Source organism: Rhodococcus ruitaii (assembly GCF_055230935.1).
On the sequence record NZ_JBUYWC010000007.1, the window covers coordinates 237,129 to 254,078 of the forward strand.

16 protein-coding genes are annotated in these 16,950 nt (G+C 64.3%); 10 read left to right on the forward strand and 6 right to left on the reverse strand.

The window, feature by feature from the left end; genetic code table 11:
- Positions 1–99: 99 nt before the first annotated feature.
- From ACZI8W_RS10870 to ACZI8W_RS10880, 3 genes are all read left to right on the forward strand, one after another.
- A complete protein-coding gene (locus tag ACZI8W_RS10870; RefSeq protein ID WP_463368503.1) occupies positions 100–1,350 on the forward strand; it encodes a vWA domain-containing protein in 1,251 nt (416 codons plus the stop codon).
- A 71-nt stretch (positions 1,351–1,421) separates the two neighbouring features.
- Positions 1,422–2,315: a hypothetical protein gene (locus ACZI8W_RS10875; RefSeq protein WP_463368504.1), complete on the forward strand. Its 894-nt coding sequence runs from the start codon at positions 1,422–1,424 to the stop codon at positions 2,313–2,315.
- A gap of 108 nt (positions 2,316–2,423) precedes the next feature.
- Positions 2,424–2,975 (forward strand): hypothetical protein, encoded by a 552-nt coding sequence (locus ACZI8W_RS10880; protein ID WP_463368505.1) that lies wholly within the window; start codon positions 2,424–2,426, stop codon positions 2,973–2,975.
- A 133-nt stretch (positions 2,976–3,108) separates the two neighbouring features.
- Here ACZI8W_RS10880 and ACZI8W_RS10885 read toward each other — a convergent pair whose 3' ends face one another.
- Positions 3,109–3,705: an Rv1733c family protein gene (locus ACZI8W_RS10885; RefSeq protein WP_463368506.1), complete on the reverse strand. Its 597-nt coding sequence runs from the start codon at positions 3,703–3,705 to the stop codon at positions 3,109–3,111.
- Positions 3,706–3,901: 196 nt separating this feature from the next.
- Here ACZI8W_RS10885 and ACZI8W_RS10890 point away from each other — a divergent pair, with 196 nt between their 5' ends.
- The 5 genes from ACZI8W_RS10890 to lpdA all read left to right on the forward strand — a co-directional run bounded on the left by ACZI8W_RS10890 (position 3,902) and on the right by lpdA (position 10,257).
- Positions 3,902–4,801: an SGNH/GDSL hydrolase family protein gene (locus tag ACZI8W_RS10890; RefSeq protein ID WP_463368507.1), complete on the forward strand. Its 900-nt coding sequence runs from the start codon at positions 3,902–3,904 to the stop codon at positions 4,799–4,801.
- Between the two features lie 486 nt (positions 4,802–5,287).
- Positions 5,288–6,253 (forward strand): thiamine pyrophosphate-dependent dehydrogenase E1 component subunit alpha, encoded by a 966-nt coding sequence (locus ACZI8W_RS10895; protein WP_463368508.1) that lies wholly within the window; start codon positions 5,288–5,290, stop codon positions 6,251–6,253.
- A gap of 12 nt (positions 6,254–6,265) precedes the next feature.
- Complete coding sequence (locus ACZI8W_RS10900; protein ID WP_463368509.1) at positions 6,266–7,297, forward strand: alpha-ketoacid dehydrogenase subunit beta; 1,032 nt, start codon at positions 6,266–6,268, stop codon at positions 7,295–7,297.
- A gap of 1 nt (position 7,298) precedes the next feature.
- Positions 7,299–8,846, forward strand: coding sequence for a dihydrolipoamide acetyltransferase family protein (locus ACZI8W_RS10905; RefSeq protein ID WP_463368510.1), 1,548 nt, complete (start codon positions 7,299–7,301; stop codon positions 8,844–8,846).
- Between the two features lie 10 nt (positions 8,847–8,856).
- Complete coding sequence (gene lpdA / locus ACZI8W_RS10910; protein ID WP_463368511.1) at positions 8,857–10,257, forward strand: dihydrolipoyl dehydrogenase; 1,401 nt, start codon at positions 8,857–8,859, stop codon at positions 10,255–10,257.
- A gap of 81 nt (positions 10,258–10,338) precedes the next feature.
- On the opposite strand, the gene ACZI8W_RS10915 is transcribed toward lpdA, so the two are convergent.
- Both ACZI8W_RS10915 and ACZI8W_RS10920 read right to left on the reverse strand, forming a co-directional pair.
- Positions 10,339–11,463, reverse strand: a complete 1,125-nt coding sequence (locus ACZI8W_RS10915) for a GAF domain-containing protein (RefSeq protein ID WP_463368603.1) — start codon at positions 11,461–11,463, stop codon at positions 10,339–10,341.
- Between the two features lie 190 nt (positions 11,464–11,653).
- Positions 11,654–12,394 (reverse strand): lipoate--protein ligase family protein, encoded by a 741-nt coding sequence (locus ACZI8W_RS10920; protein ID WP_463368512.1) that lies wholly within the window; start codon positions 12,392–12,394, stop codon positions 11,654–11,656.
- A gap of 298 nt (positions 12,395–12,692) precedes the next feature.
- Here ACZI8W_RS10920 and ACZI8W_RS10925 point away from each other — a divergent pair, with 298 nt between their 5' ends.
- Positions 12,693–13,037, forward strand: a complete 345-nt coding sequence (locus tag ACZI8W_RS10925; RefSeq protein ID WP_463368513.1) for a CD225/dispanin family protein — start codon at positions 12,693–12,695, stop codon at positions 13,035–13,037.
- On the opposite strand, the gene ACZI8W_RS10930 is transcribed toward ACZI8W_RS10925, so the two are convergent.
- The 3 genes from ACZI8W_RS10930 to ACZI8W_RS10940 form a co-directional block, all read right to left on the reverse strand.
- On the reverse strand, positions 12,976–14,079 hold the full coding sequence (locus ACZI8W_RS10930) for a hypothetical protein (RefSeq protein WP_463368514.1): 1,104 nt from the start codon (positions 14,077–14,079) through the stop codon (positions 12,976–12,978). The two genes, ACZI8W_RS10925 and ACZI8W_RS10930, sit on opposite strands and share 62 nt — an antisense overlap.
- 146 nt (positions 14,080–14,225) lie before the next feature.
- Positions 14,226–14,840, reverse strand: a complete 615-nt coding sequence (locus ACZI8W_RS10935) for a dihydrofolate reductase family protein (protein ID WP_463368515.1) — start codon at positions 14,838–14,840, stop codon at positions 14,226–14,228.
- 199 nt (positions 14,841–15,039) lie between these two features.
- Entirely contained in the window at positions 15,040–15,645 is a 606-nt protein-coding gene (locus tag ACZI8W_RS10940) for a TetR family transcriptional regulator (RefSeq protein ID WP_463368516.1), read from the reverse strand.
- A 31-nt stretch (positions 15,646–15,676) separates the two neighbouring features.
- Here ACZI8W_RS10940 and ACZI8W_RS10945 point away from each other — a divergent pair, with 31 nt between their 5' ends.
- On the forward strand, positions 15,677–16,942 hold the full coding sequence (locus ACZI8W_RS10945) for a KasA/KasB family beta-ketoacyl-ACP synthase (protein WP_463368517.1): 1,266 nt from the start codon (positions 15,677–15,679) through the stop codon (positions 16,940–16,942).
- The last annotated feature ends 8 nt before the right edge of the window (positions 16,943–16,950 follow it).

The window sequence follows — 16,950 nt, forward strand, 5'->3', positions numbered from 1 at the left end:
TCGACAACGTCCGTTCTGTGCGTGTTCCGCGGCGGCGTGGGAGAGTGCAGGAGGGTAAATCGGACGAAAGGGATAGGCCGGCGAACGGCTACGATCACCATGACAGAGCTTGCACGCGGACAGAACACCACCATCGGCGCTGGGACGGCGACAGTATCGGTTGCCGGAGCGAAGCAGGGCACCGTCGACCTGATGGTGTTCCAACTCGGTGCCGACGGCAAAGTCCGAGGCGACAGCGACTTCGTGTTCTTCAACCAGCCTGCCTCGCCGGAAGGGGCAGTGCGACTCGTCTCCGCAGACCGTGTTGCGATCGACCTCACTGCGATCCCACCGGCGATCGAACGACTGTCCATTGCCGTGGCCCTCGACGACAGCGTCCCCGGCAGTCTCGCCGCTGTATCCGGGCTCGGCGTCGACGTCGCTCACTCCGCGGGCGCGGCGTACGCGAAGGCACTGGATCTCACCACTGAACGAGCCGCAGTGCTCCTGGAGGTCTATCGCCGCAACGGCGAGTGGAAGGTCCGCAACGTCTCTGCTGGTTGGGACGCCGGATTGTCCGGTCTCGTCACCGAACACGGAGTGCAGATCGACGACGCGCCGCCCGCTGCAGACCCGAATGGCGTCCGCACCGTCGCGGGCGAAGAGAAGCTCTCATTCGAGAAGCGTCAGAAACTCGACCTGCGCAAACGGGAAGTCGCGAAGGTACTCCTCGACAAGGGTGCGCCCGGGGTGCGTGCCCGTGTCGTGCTCGTCATCGACAAGACGGGCAGCATGAGCCGGCAGTATTCCCGGAAGCTCATTCACGAGGTCGTCGAGCGGATGGTGCCGATTGCGGTGCAGGTCGATGACGACGGCACCCTCGAGCCCTATCTGTACGCGAAATCATTTGCCCGACTCCCTGACATCACCGTCCACGATGTCGAAAAGTGGTCGTCGACGTATCTTCATCTCAGAGGTGTCCACGGTGGTATCGACTACAGGAAGATTGGTGGAGTCAACGACGAGCTACCTATCATGGGCGAGATCATCTCCTCACTCACACCCGGTGCAGCGATGCCGACGCTGGTGCTGTTCTTCACCGACGGCGGCTTCTACGAGAAGAAGCAGATCAGCGCGATGATGAAAGAGGCTTCCAAGCTGCCGGCGTTCTGGCAGTTCGTCGGGCTCGGCAAGGCCGACTACGGAATCCTCGAAAGTCTCGACACCATGAAAGGACGCGTCGTCGACAACGCCGGGTTCTTCAGCGTCGACGACATCGGCAAGATCAGCGACGCCGAGCTGTATCGACGCCTTCTCAGCGAATTTCCGGACTGGTTGCGTGCGGCGCGGGGCGCAGGGATCGTCCGGTAGGGCTGATGGGGTCGACTCCCGAGGGAATGCGGTGTCGCGGTATGCGGGGCGTCTGGCTCTGTATCGGGATGGTGACAACATTGCTGGCGGCGTGCGGGCAACCCGATCGTCGCGACGAGGCCGGTGTTCTCGAACGCGCCGTGGCGCAGATGCCGGGCGTCGAACGTGTGGATATCAAGTACACGAACAACATCTCGCTCGGCTCGAATCTTGGTGTCGATGTCGCGGTCGCCGGTGCCGATGTCGACGAGATCGTCGCCGTCGCGGCGCGAATCGAGGCGATCAAGGGCGACGACTTCGACGGGTACTCCCAGACAGCGACATTTCTCATCGCCGAGGATACCGAGCTGGTGCTGCCCGGGCATCTGGTACCTGACGAGGTGGGAGCCCGAACGGATGCCCTGCGGAACGCGACGGCAGATATTGTCGGAGCTCAGGTGTCTTGGACGCAGGTCGGCGACAGGTCCACGATCGACGTCGGTGACGCGTCGAGCGGTGTCGTCTTCGATGCCGTGCGTTCCCATATCGACGCCGAAAATCTCACGGTCACCGTCGGCGGGTGGGAAAGCGAACCGCGGTGGACGGTAGCCATGCCCTTCGATGTCGAGGCCGAGCGTGGTGTTCGCGATGCGCTGGCGCGGTCGCCGATGGTAGTGGCGACCCTGCGGATCGAGCGTGGGCGGGTGTCCGCGATGACGGTCAGGGTGGCCGACGAAGTGGCCGCAGAGAGCGAGATTGTCGAGGTCATCGATCTGTTCGCGCCCGACAGAGAACACCCGATGATGCTGGACTGGCGTGGCCCTCGCACGGCGAATCGCGACGATCCGGAGTTTTTCGGACGCGTGCATGTCGCCGGGTGCGCATACCCGCAGACCCTTGGCGAGTCCGAGCCGGAACGCTTCTATACGGCAGAGGTGCTGGATCTACGTGATCGGCTGCGCCAGCGGTACGACACCTGCCGATAGCATCAGGGGGAGGTGCCCTGTAAGGGGGCGGCCGTAACGCCAGAGGTGGGGCGCTCGATTTCCGACTGAGGCACACGCGCGTGGCGCAGCGTAGTCGAAGGAGCACACTTGAAGCCCTATCTTCGGGTTCTGGCAGGAATGATCGCGGGTATCACACTGTGGTTGGCGATCGTGGAATCGATCAACGGCAACGTTGCACCTGCGCTGACTCAATTCATGTTCACCATCGGTCTCGCGTACCTTGCCGTCGGGGCACTGATCCGGGAACGCCGGGCCCGCGTCAAAGCTGAGCGTGACGCACTCGCCGCCCGAGCTGAAGCAGGGCATCGCGCATTCCTTGCGGGGCACCCCGCAGCGTTCGCTCCTCCGCCGCAGGTACCGCCGCCGTCGAAGGTGCGCCGCGGTGTCATCATCGCTGCGATTGCTGCAGCGGCCTTCGTGCTGATCGGAATCTTCAGCGACATCTCCGATGGGCTCGATGCCCCATCGGAGGAAGGGTCGGTCACCACGCCGCAGACATCAGCCCGTACTGCCGTGCCAGCTTCGCTGGTCCCGACGGCCTCGACCGAGGCGGCGACCACGGCGCGTACAGCAGCGCCGACGACCACCGTCGCCGCTGGCCTTACGTCGATCGTTGCCCCACCCCCACTGAGCGAATGAATCCTTCATTCGGTTGAACGAGACCGGTGTGCCATTCGCTCGGTGGGCTGGTGCGCGTCGGATATCAGCCGGCGGCTGCTGTCCACGTCGAGTATCGGGATCCGGGCATCAGTTGACGACTACGGCGCGACTGCTACCTCGACGGTTTGTGATCGACGGCTTCCCACTCGCGGTCCCATCGCGCCATCGTTCGCCGGACGCCGATCCAATGCAAGCCGTACAACGCGGTGGTGGCGACACCTGCAGCCAGGAGCCACACGGTGACCGCGACCGCGATGCCATCGAGCCCGGCGTGGGTTCCGGACTCCGGGGCGCTCGTGGGCAGAGCATCCGCATCGACCCACACGGTGATTTCCTGCCCTGCCGTGGCGTTGGAGGGAACATCGAGTCGGCCGGTGTGTTCGCCGCCGTCGACGGACCAGCGCGCGGAGGCGTAGCTGCGCTCGGGTGCGACCGATAGGTCGTCATGGGTGGCGGGCCGAGAATCCTCGAGGAGGATCGCAACGACCTGCTGCCTGGTGTCGCGCTCATTCTCGGCTCGTTCACTCGAGTTGGCGTAGTACGTGGTGCCGATCGCGGCGGCGATCGGCACCATCAGTAGTATGAACACCAGAGTCATTGTGACGACGACGGTTTCAAATCGATGGAACCCACTCATCAGTGGGTTGCGGCTCCACGGAGCACCGCGCCACAGTCGGCTCACGAGGCCTACCTGTGCACGCGTTGTCATGTCGTACGGCCTTCCATTCCACCGAGGGGCCCGCACTGCCGCCGGGCACTGATCGTCCAGGACATTCACAGATTATGGTCCTGATTCCTGCACTCTGGTGGGGCAATCAGCACAGGCGGTGCCACCGAAGTGGATTGTAAGCGGGCTGTCTCGATTGTCCTGCCGTCCCAGCGCCCTTCCCGGATAATGCTCACTCATGAGGGGCGGAGAAATCGAAGCAACCGCGGAGCGAGACCCGGTTCCTGCGGTGCGTGCGTTGATAGTGGCGGCAATCACTGTTGCCATCATGGTGTTGTCGAGTCCGGCTTTGGGCTCGGCCGAGCCGAATATCCGATACGTCGCACTCGGAGATTCGCGTGCGGCCGGACCGTATCTCGACGGCGGGGCCCTACTGAACGGCTGCGCCCGGTCGAATCTCGGTTATCCGGCGGTCGTGGCGCAGGTGCTCCGCCCGGCATCGTTCACGAACGTCTCGTGCTCGGGCGCCCGCACCGATCACGTCACGTCGATGTCGCAACCGACCGAGAGTGGGCCCGTACCACCGCAAGTCGAAGCACTGCGGCCGGACACCACTTTGGTCACGATCAGCATTGGCGGAAACGACATCGGGTGGTCCGGCTTGGTTTCCCCGTGCTACACCAGTGCCCCCGCGGTCGACGCGAACTGCCGCACCGATCCCGCAGTGGCATCGCGCATGGACACCGCGCTCGGTGCCCTCGGCGCGAAGGTGACCGCGACCCTTGGAGTGATCTCCAGCAGAGCGCCGAATGCGCGGGTGCTCCTCGTCGGTCACGGCGGGATTTTCGGTATCCGAGGATGTTGGCCCAACATCCCCACCAGCGACGCCGACGCTGCCTTCGTCAACGGATTCTTCACCAGGATGAATCAGGTACTGGCAGGTGCGGCGGCGAACGCCGGGGCAGGATTCGTCGATGTCACCGTCGGCGCCGAGGGGCACGATGCGTGTGCGTTGCCGGGCACCAGCTTCTTCGAGGGGAGGTACTCCTTGTCGTTCGCACGGCAGTTGCATCCCACCGAGGCTGGGATGCGGCATATGGCACGACGCGTGGTGGATGTGCTTCAGCGGGCCGACTGACCCAGGCTCACGTCGGCCTTCTGTCCCGCTCCGTGCCTGAACGAATGAATCCTTCGCTACGGTGCACGAGACGGGTGCGCCATTCGCTCAGGCGGAGCGGGGGTGGGGATCACGTACCGAGTGCGCCCTGACGAGCGCGAGCATCATGCAGGTCGGGCCGAGCCCGAGGAACCATGTTTCATCGGCACAGTCCCCACACACCGGCATCCGACCCTCGCCGTGAGCGCGATTCCCGCCGCACGCCCCCAAGTCGGTGTTGCCGACCGGGTCGGTTCACCACACGGAATACTCGCGCTCATCCACGTCTCGGCCCCTTGTGCGCCAAGTGCCGAGTGCAATCGGCTGCAACGTTGTGGCAATCCACCCACCGTCCTACGTTCGTGATGTGGGTTACACGTCGCGTGAGGCGGGAACGGTCCTGAACAGCTCGTCGAACTCGACGCTAGACCCGATCGGCTGGACCCAGGCAGAAGGCGGAGGAGAGCAATGGCGCTGAACAAGAGTGCACTACTGAGCGCGTATCGGAAGATGGCCGAGATTCGTGCGTTCGAGGATCGTCTGCACGAGGAGAACGCGACAGGTGACATCCCAGGATTCATTCACTTGTACTCCGGTCAGGAAGCCATCGCGGTCGGGGTGTGCGAGAACCTGAACGACACCGACTACATCGGCTCGACCCACCGCGGGCACGGTCATTGCATTGCCAAGGGATGTGACCTCGGCGGGATGATGGCCGAGATCTTCGGCAAGGAAGACGGCCTGTGTCACGGCAAGGGTGGGTCGATGCACATCGCCGACCTGTCGGTGGGCATGCTCGGTGCGAACGCGATCGTCGGTGGTGCGCCGTCGCTGGCGATCGGTGCGGCACTGAGCGCGAAAACTCTCGGAAACGGTGGTGTTGCAGCGTCATTCACGGGTGATGGCGGATCCAACCAGGGCACCGTGTTCGAGGCGATGAACATGGCGGTCGTCTTGCAGTTGCCGATCGTGTTCGTGATCGAGAACAACGGATTCGGTGAGGCCACCGGCCGTGATTACGCGGTCGGGGCCCCGGATATCGCCTCCAGAGCATCGTCGTTCGGGATGCCGGCCACCACCGTGGACGGTACCGACTTCTTCGCGGTGTACGAGGCGACGCGTGAGGCCGTCGAGCGTGCACGCAAGGGCGGTGGTCCGTCCACGATCGAGGCGATCGCGTATCGCTGGCACGGCCACTTCGAGGGCGACGCGCAACTGTATCGCACAGCGGACCAGGTAGCTGAGCTGCGCAAGACCCAGGATCCGCTGGTGAAGTTCCGAGAGGCAGCGGATAGCAAGAAGGTCACCGCCAAGGAACTCGATGCGATCGACGCCGATGCCCGAGACCGGGTCGACGCCGCCGTCGCGCAGGCACGGGCCGCCGAGTACCCGCCCGTGGAGAACCTACTGACCGACGTCTACGTGTCGTACTGAGGAGAGACCGAAATGACCACGTCGAAGACGACGTATCGCGAAGCGATCAAGGCCGCACTCGCCCAGGAGATGCAGCGTGACCCCACCGTCGTGCAGATCGGTGAGGATCTGCGCGGCGGTCACGCCGGCACCAACCCGGAGCTCGAATCAGGGAAAGTGGAAGCATTCGGTGGGGTGCTGGGGGTGACGAAGGGTCTGTGGACCGAGTTCGGCTCCGACCGCGTCATCGACACCCCGATCACCGAGTCCGCGATCATCGGTATGGCCGCTGGCGCGGCACTCACCGGGTTGCGTCCGGTGGCCGAACTGATGTTCATGGACTTTTTCGGAGTGTCCTACGACGCCTTGTACAACCAGGCCGCGAAGTTCCGGTACATGTTCGGAGGCAAGGCCCGCACTCCGCTGGTGGTGCGCGGCATGATCGGTGCCGGATACTCTGCCGCAGCCCAGCATTCACAGTCGCCGTACAATGTGTTCGCTGCCGTACCCGGCCTCAAGGTGGTGGTGCCGTCCAGTGCCTACGATGCGAAAGGGTTGCTGATCCAGTCGATCCGGGACGACGACCCGGTCGTGTTCTGCGAACACAAGACCCTGTACGACATCAAGGGTGAAGTCCCCGACGAGCCTTACACCATCCCGTTCGGTGTCGCCAACTACACCCGCGAAGGAACGGATGTCACGATCATCGCGCTGTCCGCGATGGTGAATGCCGCCAACACCGTCGCAGACAAGCTGGCAGCTGAAGGCATTTCCGTCGAAGTTGTCGACCCCCGCACCGTCTCGCCTCTCGACGAGGAGGGCATTCTCGAATCTGTCGCCTCCACCGGTCGGGTGGTGATCGCCGACGAGTCCGCCGCACGCTGTGGATTCGGCCACGACGTTGCCGCGCTGATTGCGACGAAGGCATTCGGGTCGCTGAAGGCCCCGATCGAACTGGTCACTCCGCCGCATACTCCGGTGCCGTTCTCCCCGGTCCTCGAGCAGGCATGGTTGCCGAACGCCGCTCGGATCGAGGCCGCCGTCCGCAAGATCGTGAGCGCCTGACATGAGTGACATCAAACTGATCGAAGTTCCCAAGTGGGGCCTGTCCATGGACGAGGGCACCCTGACGGAGTGGTTGATCGACGAGGGTGCCGCCTTCACCAAAGGCGATGCGCTCTGTGAGATCGAGACCAGCAAGATCACCAACGAGTTGGAGGCGCCGTTCGACGGGATACTCCGACGGGTGGTCGCCAAGCCGGGGGAGACGTTGCCGGTCGGGGCCGTGCTGGCGGTGTCTGCTGCGGCTACCGTTTCCGACGCCGAGATCGAAGAATTCCTGACCGGTATCGAGGCGGATCAGGCGCCGGTGCCGATCGAGGAGACGCGGTCGCCGGGCACGCAGCCGACCCCAGCAGAACCGGATGTCACGCGCTCCCCGTCGGAGCCGGCGGCGCGGGAGACCGTGCCGTCACCCCGCCCGGTCACAGCGGCGAGCGCGGGCACCACAACCACAGTTCCGGAGTCGCTGCGCGGACGGGCCACCGGTGATGTGTTCGCCACGCGCCACGCGCACCGGGTGGCAGATGAGCTTGCGATCGATCTCGGTCGGGTGCAGGGTACCGGCCCGCAGAGCCGGATCTCCGTCACCGATATCCACGACGCGATCCGCGCGGCGGGCGGCACCGTGGCAATACCGCCGTCCCCGGTTCGATCGGGCATTCCGGGACGTTCCTCCGAGGACGACAGCACCGTCGCGGCCACACCTGTCGCCCGTCGTCTGGCAGCATCGCTCCGGATCAACCTGCACGACTGCCGGGCCACCGGCTCACGTGGACGAGTGTGCGAGGCCGACATCCGCGAGGCCGAACGTCGGTTCCGATTGCGGCCGGAATCCGGCACCGCGGCCGAATCCGTCGCAGAGCCGGAATTCGAGACGATTCCGTTCACCGCGATGCGCAAAGCGATCGGGCAGCGACTCCAGGAGTCGAAGCGCAATGCTCCGCACTTCCGGCTCACTGCGGATTTCGAGATCGACAATCTCCTGGCCCTGCGAAAAGAGATCAACGCGACCGTGCCGGCCGTGAAACTGTCGGTCAACGATTTCGTCGTCAAGGCGTGCGCCGCGGCGCTCCGGAAGGTGCCCGATGTCAATGTGCAGTTCGACGAGGCGACCCAGTCGGTGCTGCGCTATGCGAGTGCAGACATCTCGGTGGCCGTTGCGCTGCCGTCAGGCTTGATCACCCCGATCGTGCGCGGCGCCGACGGCAGGACACTCGCCGAGATCTCAGGGGAGGTGCAGTCGCTCGTGACCAAGGCCAAGACAGGGAAGCTGACACCCGACGAGTTCCAAGGAGGCACGTTCACCGTCTCCAATCTCGGCATGTTCGACGTGCGGGAGTTCGACGCCATCATCAATCCACCGCAGGGGGCAATCCTCGCGGTGGGCGCCGGACAGGAACGCCCCGTCGTCGTCGATGGCCAGGTAGTGCCGCGCACGATGCTCACCGTCACGCTCTCGTGCGATCACCGGGTGATCGACGGGGCCCTCGGCGCGCGTTTCCTGACGGAACTGCGGCGCTTCATCGAGGCACCCGCGCTGATGCTGGTCTGAGAGGCACACCATGACAGAGAAATATGATGTTCTCGTTGTCGGTAGCGGCCCGGGTGGCTACGTTGCCGCTATCCGGGCTGCACAGCACGGGTTGCGCACCGCGATCGTGGAACGAGACCGACTCGGCGGAATCTGCCTGAACTGGGGGTGCATTCCCACCAAGGCGATGCTGCACGGTGCTGACGTGGCACACATGCTGGCGAACCTTCGCCCGTTCGGCTTCAGTGCCAGCGACGTCGAGTTCGACATAGGCCAGCTCGTCGAATTCAGCCGGTCGGTATCGGGGCGGCTGTCCGACGGAATCGGTTACCTGATGAAGAAGAACGGTATCGATGTTGTCACCGGATCCGCGCGTCTGCTCGGCAAAGGGCTTGTCGGAGTGAGCGACGACGACGGTGCCGTCACGGAATACCGGGCCGACCACGTCATCCTGGCCACCGGAGCACGGCCGCGGTCGGTTCCCGGTGTCACCCCCGATGGAAGCCGAGTCTGGACATACTTCGATGCCTTGGTCCCGGTCGAGTTGCCGAAATCGTTGCTGGTCATCGGGTCCGGTGCCATTGGTGTCGAATTCGCAAGCTTGTACCACGATCTCGGCTCCGAGGTGATCCTGGTCGAAGTGGCACCGCAGATCATGCCGGTGGAGGATGCTGACGTCGCAGGCCATGTGCGCAAGAAGTTCGAGATGAGAGGTATCACTATCCACACCGGTGCGTCGGTGTCCGAACTGGCGGTGGGTGCGGATTCCGTTGCCGTGACCGTGCAGTCGGCCGGCGACACAATCGACGAACTCACTGTGGACCGTGTTCTGGTGGCAGCAGGAATTCAGGGGAACGTCGAGGATCTCGGGCTCGAGGACATCGGCGTCGAAGTCGAGCGTGGATTCGTCACCACCGACGAATGGTGTCGCACGACAGCGTTCGGGGTGTATGCGATCGGCGACGTGGCCGGTGCGCCGTGCCTGGCGCACAAAGCCAGCCACGAGGGAGTGTTGTGCGTGGACAAGCTGGCCGGCGTGGATCACGTGCGGCCATTGGACCGCGACTACGTGCCCGGGTGTACGTATGCCAGGCCGCAGGTTGCCAGCCTCGGCCTCACCGAGAGCCGGGCCCGTGCCACCGGGCGGCGCCTGCAGATCGGGCAGTTCGACCTGCAGGCGTCTGGTAAGGCACTCGCCATAGGCGATGCCGAGGGTTTCGTGAAGACGATCTTCGACGCCGACAGCGGTGAACTCCTCGGCGCCCACATGGTGGGCCCCGACGTCACCGAGCAGATCCAGGGCTTCGGTATCGCCCGCTCTCTGGAGGCTACCGCCGATGACCTCGCCGAGGTCGTCTTTGCACACCCGACCCTGTCGGAGGCGATGCATGAGTCGGTCCTGGCCGCGCTGGGGCGCCCGATCAACATGTAGGTGAGTTCCGCCGAGTCGTGGACTCGGGTGTCTGTGGCTCGGCGGGAACTCGCCGAAGAATAATGACCGCCTCGCGAAACCTCAGCGGATCACCCGGACCTCGATATCGTCCGCGAACCGATACGGCCGGGTGGTCAGTACCGGCCCGAGACTCTTGCGGAGGCGGGAGACCTCCGCCCTGACGGCAACGATATGGTCGCGATCGCCGAACAGAGCATCGCTCAACGAGACCGCATCGAGGCCGGCGGACCCGGCGGCCGCGAGTATCTTCAGAATTTGTGCGTGCCGCGGAGACAGCGCACGCGTCCATTCGACGTCTCCTCGCACCGTCGCCCGAGGCGCCGATCCGAGGTCGAGTTCGAGTTCGATGCGTGCCTGGTCCCCTCGATGGCGCACCAGCCATCCCGCTCCGAGCCGTTCGGGCACGCACAGTCCCAGACCCGGTACCAGTAGGGGCCTCTCGGCAGCCGGGGGCGTCAGTCGTTCGGGCACGCCGACACCGCTGGCTGCCACAACCCAGCCGTGATCGTCCACGACGATGGCGGGGCCGATCGAAGCCGCGAGCACCGGCGCTGCGTGAGCACGGAGCTTGTCGAGTCGGACGGCGTGTTCGACCCGCAATGTCGACTCCGCCAATCGCACGGCTGTCTGTACGAGTGCCACAGTGGTCGGATGAATCGACATCGCCGATCCGCTGATGTCGACCACCCCCAACACCTCGCCGGTGCGTGGATCATGAACCGGTGACCCAGTGCACGACCAGCCATAATGCGACCGTGCGTAATGCTCGGCCGAGAACAGCTGCACCGGGGTGTCCTCGACCAATGCGGTACCGACGGAATTGGTACCCGCCGATCGTTCGGACCAGCAGGCTCCCTCCACGAAGCCGAGGGCATCGGCAGCCTTCTGCACCCCACGTGCTCCCTCGCGCCACAACACGACTCCATCGGCATCGGCGACCACCACGATGAAATTCGCGTCGCAGGCCACCTCGGTCAGGGTGCTGCGCAGTTCCGGAAGAACCGACTGAAGGGAACTCCGTGCACGACGGGCCTCGAGCTCGGAGAACTCGGCCGGTACGACGTCTTCACACCGGGCGGGGCTTACACCGTCGGCCTGCAGGCGCGACCACGACCGAGCAACGATCTCACGCGGGAGCACCGGCGGCTCTTGACCGGACAGCACCGCGTCGTGCACGTCGCTCATCAACCGGGCGTGCCGCGAGAGGTCCACCCCGGAACCGACGGCAAGTAGCCGCTGACCCGCTGAACTGGTCGTACCCACACCGTCGACCCTACCGGCCCGGACGTGGACCAACCGCCAACTTCACGGTCTGCTTCGGTCAGCTCGAGACTATCGGGTCGTCAGGCCGCGACCTACGGATCCGGTTCATATGTCAAAGTGAATGATGACTGCGTAGGGCTTCGGCCTCTGCCAGCAGTGCGCTGTCCAGCGTCATATCCGATTCGTCGTCGATGCCGGCGAGAATCGCCGCTCGCAATCGAGCGACGGTGATCTCAGGGATCAGATCTGCCACCGCCCCAGCCGTTGCCGGATCGAAATCCAACTCGAGTGCGGCATAGACATCGGCCAGTGCTTCTCGCACCGGTACAGGATCGGAAACGACCAGTTCAGCGCCGATGAGCGATGCGCCGGACACTCGGCGTTGCGCCAGACCCGCCAGCTTCAACCGTCCCTCGCCGTTCACCGTCCACTGTCCCGGACAGTATTCGCCGGCAACCGGCCCGACGCGGGCATCGGCACCGAGACTGTGTAATACCTCGACAAGACTCGAGGCCATCCGCTCGAATCTCGGCTGTGTGCCACCGACACCTTCGGTGTCGGGAGAGATGATCTCAACGACCAGGGTGTGCTCATGGAAAGCCGCCGCGCGGCCCCCGGCGCTTCGGACGATCGGGGTGAAGCCATGCGCCAGTGCTGCGTCTGTCGCCGCCGTAAAGCGTGGACGGAAGACATCCAGGCGACCGAACGATAGCGTACGAGTCGGGGTGTACACACGGTTGATCACTGCTGCATCGGGATCACGTGCCGCACGTCGAACCAATGCAGAGGACAGCGCAGCGTCCATGGCGGGATCATCCGGAAAACTCGTGGTGAGAACCTGCACCGGGGACATACCTCTAAACATAGGTCCACGGGAACGACGCGCGGCGATCAATGCTGATGTGAGTTTGACCGATTGACCTGGTCTTGTGCTGGCGCCCTCCCGTGCCTGAGCGAATGAATCTTTCGCTACGGTGAACGAGACGGGTGCGCCATTCGCTCAGGCGGAGCGGGGTGGGGCAACAGAGATGGCCACGCACCCAGGTGCCTGCAACAATTTTGGTCGGTGTGGGAACCGAACTGCTCTTCGGCGCATCCAACTATGTGACGGGGGCCTTTGTCTCCGCAGACGTGATGAATTCGGAGGCACGATGACCCAGCAGTTCCAGCAGGCAGGTTTCCAGAACGGCCCGGCGGCCAATCACCTGAGGCCGATGTTGCCCGCGCAGAACACCGGTTGGGCCGTCGCCGCACTCATCTTTTTCTGGCCGCTCGCGTTCTCGGCGTTCGACAACTCGTCCAAGGTGTTCCCGCTGTGGATGATGGGGGACTACGAGGGTGCTCATCGCGCGTCGGCCCAGACAAAGAAGCTCGGGAAGATATCGCTGATCATCTGGGCCGTGTTCATGGTTCTGCTCGTCGTCCTCTACGTGGTCATCTTCGCTGTGGCGATGGCGAGTGTCGAGGCAGTGACGAATTATCCGTCGTACCGCTGAGCTGTTCGGCTCGGACCGAGACATGGTGCGACAACACGGCCATGGCGAACAGGCCGACCGCGAGAGTCGGAAGTGCGCCGAACCCCGAGGTCGCGAAGTCTGCGAGTGCAGTGAATGCGGTGAAGATCAGAGCGGCAGTACGTAGGGTGCGCAGTGCACGCAGCGAGTCGCGACGGTGGACAGCGATCATGGAAGGGAGTGCCATCACCAGCGTGATCGTCGCACTCAGGAACAAGATGCCGCTGGTGACCCCCATCCTGTCGATGTCGATATCAGTGTTGCCGGTGCTGAGGTTCACTCCGCCGGTCACGATCTGCACGATGCCGAATGCCACTCCGACTGCAGCCCACAGAACGATGAGCCACCCGACGACCGGAACCCATCGAGGACTCCGGAAGAATCGGGGAATGAGGCCCGCCGCGAACCGTTGACCCGCCTCGAGGTGGTCGGCGCGGTGTTCCGCAGAAGCGAGCACCACCCGAAGTCCGTCGATCACGTGCACGTCGCTACCGAGATCTTGCGCCCGGTCGAGCATGCGTGCGGCGGCCTCGCGCCGGTGGGGTGGGATCCCGCCGGCGACGCCGTCTGCGGCGATGGCGGCGGCATTCGCCAGGTACTCAGCGGCCGTCGGGACGCGCGCGATGCGAATCAGCCGGTTCGCCACCAGGACGACGACGATGAGTATGTACATGATTTCTGCGGACGGACCGTAGAAGTAGTCGTTGTCCTTGGTGACGAACTTACCGATCTCGTCGAGGAACAGCCCGAACCCTATGCCACCGAGGGTGACTGCCAGGACTCGTGGCCCGAAACCGAGAAACAACCATCCGATCAGAAGCGCTGTCATCATCGCGGCGCCGCCGTAGAGGGCGTGCGCGATGTGCAGTGTCGCCCCACCTACCTGCGGATATCCGGCCATGACCAGATAGAGTCGAGTCACCAGGATTGTGATGATGGCGATGACGAGGAATGCTTCGGCATACGCACTGCCGTATGCGGTGCGCCGCACCCTGCCACGTGAGTTCCCGGATCTGAAGGCCATGAAGTGTGATTCAACAGGATAGGACGTAGCGACCGGTGCGATTCGTCTGCCAACGAGTCCGAAAGTGTAGGGGCACGCACTTCATTCACGCTGATGGTGTTGTCGTAGAGACGACGGTATGTGGCCGTGCGGGCGGAGATGTACGGTCACTCCACCTCGGCGAGTCCGTACTCGGGACGGCCGGCGGGCCGGTACGAACAGATGCTCACACCCGACTTCGTGGTGTGGGAGTCGACCAGTGCCATGGCGGTGTCGAGTCCGTGATCGGCGAACAGTCGGCGACCCTGCCCGACGACCACGGGAAAGGTGAGTAGACGGTACTCGTCGACCAGGTCGTTTTCGTGCAGAGTGCGGACGAGTTCGAGGCTGCCGTGGACCTGAAGTTCGTGCCCGGGTTGCTTCTTCAGTTCGGCCACCGCCGCCGGTATGTCAGCATCGAGCACAGTTGTCGGGCCCCACGGAGGTTCGGCGAGAGTGCTCGACACGACGTATTTGGGGAGTGTGTTGAGCGCCTTCGCAACGGGGTCGTGGGGATCGGTCGAGTTGGGCCACGACGCGGCGAAGATGTCGTATGTCTTTCGTCCCAGCAGGAAGGCGTCGACCTGCGCGAAGACCTCGCTGATGAATGCGCCGGTGTCGTCGTCGAACAGTGGAACGACCCACCCGCCACGAGTGAACCCACCGCTGAGGTCTTCCTCGGGGCCGCCGGGGCCTTGCGCCACTCCGTCGAGCGATACGAATGTCGTCACTGTCAGCTTCATGTTTCTTCCCTTTCGGAGGCGTCCGGAGAGGTAGACCTTCCGGCGACCGGAGACTCATCGCGCCTGGCATTGCCGGGGTGCCCGGTCAGAACGGCACGACGAAGCCGGGCACCCCGAACTGCAGGAAGACAGCCTGCCGACAGTGATGAGCGGTGCGGTCAGGATGCACCTGTCCATAGGCCGGTGGTGATCGCGACGATCATCGGCCCCTGTAAAGGGGCGATCGTCGCGATGCGGCCTCGACGGCGTGTGTCACCAGATCGATCAACTGCATGGCAGAGTGATCTGTTCGTTCGATATCGCCGGTGACAAGCCTGTCCTGCAGGATTCCACGGAGCCCCGCGACCGCGACCGTCGCAGTCGACACGGCATCCCACGATGTGCATCCACACCGCACGATGGCGTCAGCCAAGGCTCCGACGAGTCGGTCGATGGCCGATCGAGCGAAGTCCTCGTAGAGGCCATGATGCTGGGGCGCTACTCCGATGACCTGCAGGAGTATCCCCGCACTGACCGATGACTCGCCCACTGTCGTTGACGCCCACAGGTCTTCCATACCCCGGCTCAGGGCGTCAAGAGTGGACACCTCAACGAAGAGGGAACCGAGATCGGGGTGCTGGGTTGCCAACGCCTGGACGAGCAGCTCTTCCTTGGTTCCGAAGTAGTAGATCAGCATGCGGGAACTGGTCCCCAGGGCAGCCGCCAAGGGGCGCAGCGACAGGTCGACCAGGCCGTGCTCACTGATGTATCGGACGACGTCGTCGAGAAGTTGGATGCGTTTGTCGTGATCGAGCGGGCGCGGCATGCCTTGACTGTAGCGAACGGTACAGGTATTGATGTCGAGCATGGATGTAACGAGTGGTACAGGAATAGGTGGTGGTCGATCGGTCGTCGTCACGGCCATGGTTGCCACGACCTCGCTCGCAGACGACGTGGAATCGACGTGGTCGGCCCTGCTGGAGGGGCGCAGTGGAATCCGGCCACTCGACGCGCCGTTTGTGGCCGACTACGGCCTGCCCGTGGCGATCGGGGGCACGCTGGTCTCCCACCCGTCGGCGGAGCTCACGCGTATCGAACAACGCCGGCTGTCCTTCGTCGAGCAGTGCGGATTGACTCTCGCACGCCGACTGTGGCGCGAGGCGGGGAACCCGGACGTGGACGACGAGCGGCTCGCCGTCGTGATTGGGACCGGACTCGGTGGGGGTGAGGCATTGATCGGCGCGGTCGATGCGCTGCGGGAGGGCGGGTACCGGAAAGTGCCGCCGATGTCGGTGCCCATGGTGATGCCCAATGGCCCGGCCGCGACTGTCGGTCTGGAGGTGGGAGCCAAAGGTGGTGTGTACACGCCTGTCTCGGCGTGCTCGTCTGGATCGGAGGCAGTCGCGCAAGCATGGCGTCTGATCCGGACCGGCGAGGCTGATGCCGTGGTCGCCGGCGGCGTCGAGGGGCAAATCGACGCGGTGTCGATTGCGAGCTTCTCCATGATGCGCGCGATGAGCACCCGCAACGACGAGCCGGAGCGCGCGTCGCGGCCGTTCGACCAGGACCGCGATGGGTTCGTGTTCGGTGAGGCCGGAGCGTTGTTGTTGCTCGAATCCGAGGAACATGCCCGGTGCCGCGGCGCCACGATCCACGGTCGGGTGCTCGGTGCCGGGATCACCTCCGACGCGCACCATATCGTCGCCCCCGATCCGCAGGGTGCCGGGATCGCCAGGGCGATGCGCATCGCCCTGGCTTCGGCGTCGTTGACGAGCGACCAGGTCGGTCACGTAAACGCTCACGCCACGTCAACCCCCGTCGGAGATGCCGCGGAAGCGGCAGCCATCTCCGCCGTTGCCCCGCATTCATCGGTGTATGCACCGAAGTCGGCGCTCGGCCACTCGATCGGTGCCGTGGGTGCGCTCGAGGCGATTCTCACTATCATGGCCCTTCGGGAACAGATCGTGCCGCCCACGCTCAATCTCGACAATCTGGACGTCGCAATCGATCTGGACGTGGTGCGGGCGTCACCGCGACGTCAGCCGATCGAGTACGCGGTGAGCAACTCGATCGGCTTCGGTGGGCACAACGTCGCACTCGCATTCGGTCGGGCCCAGCGATGATGCAGTCG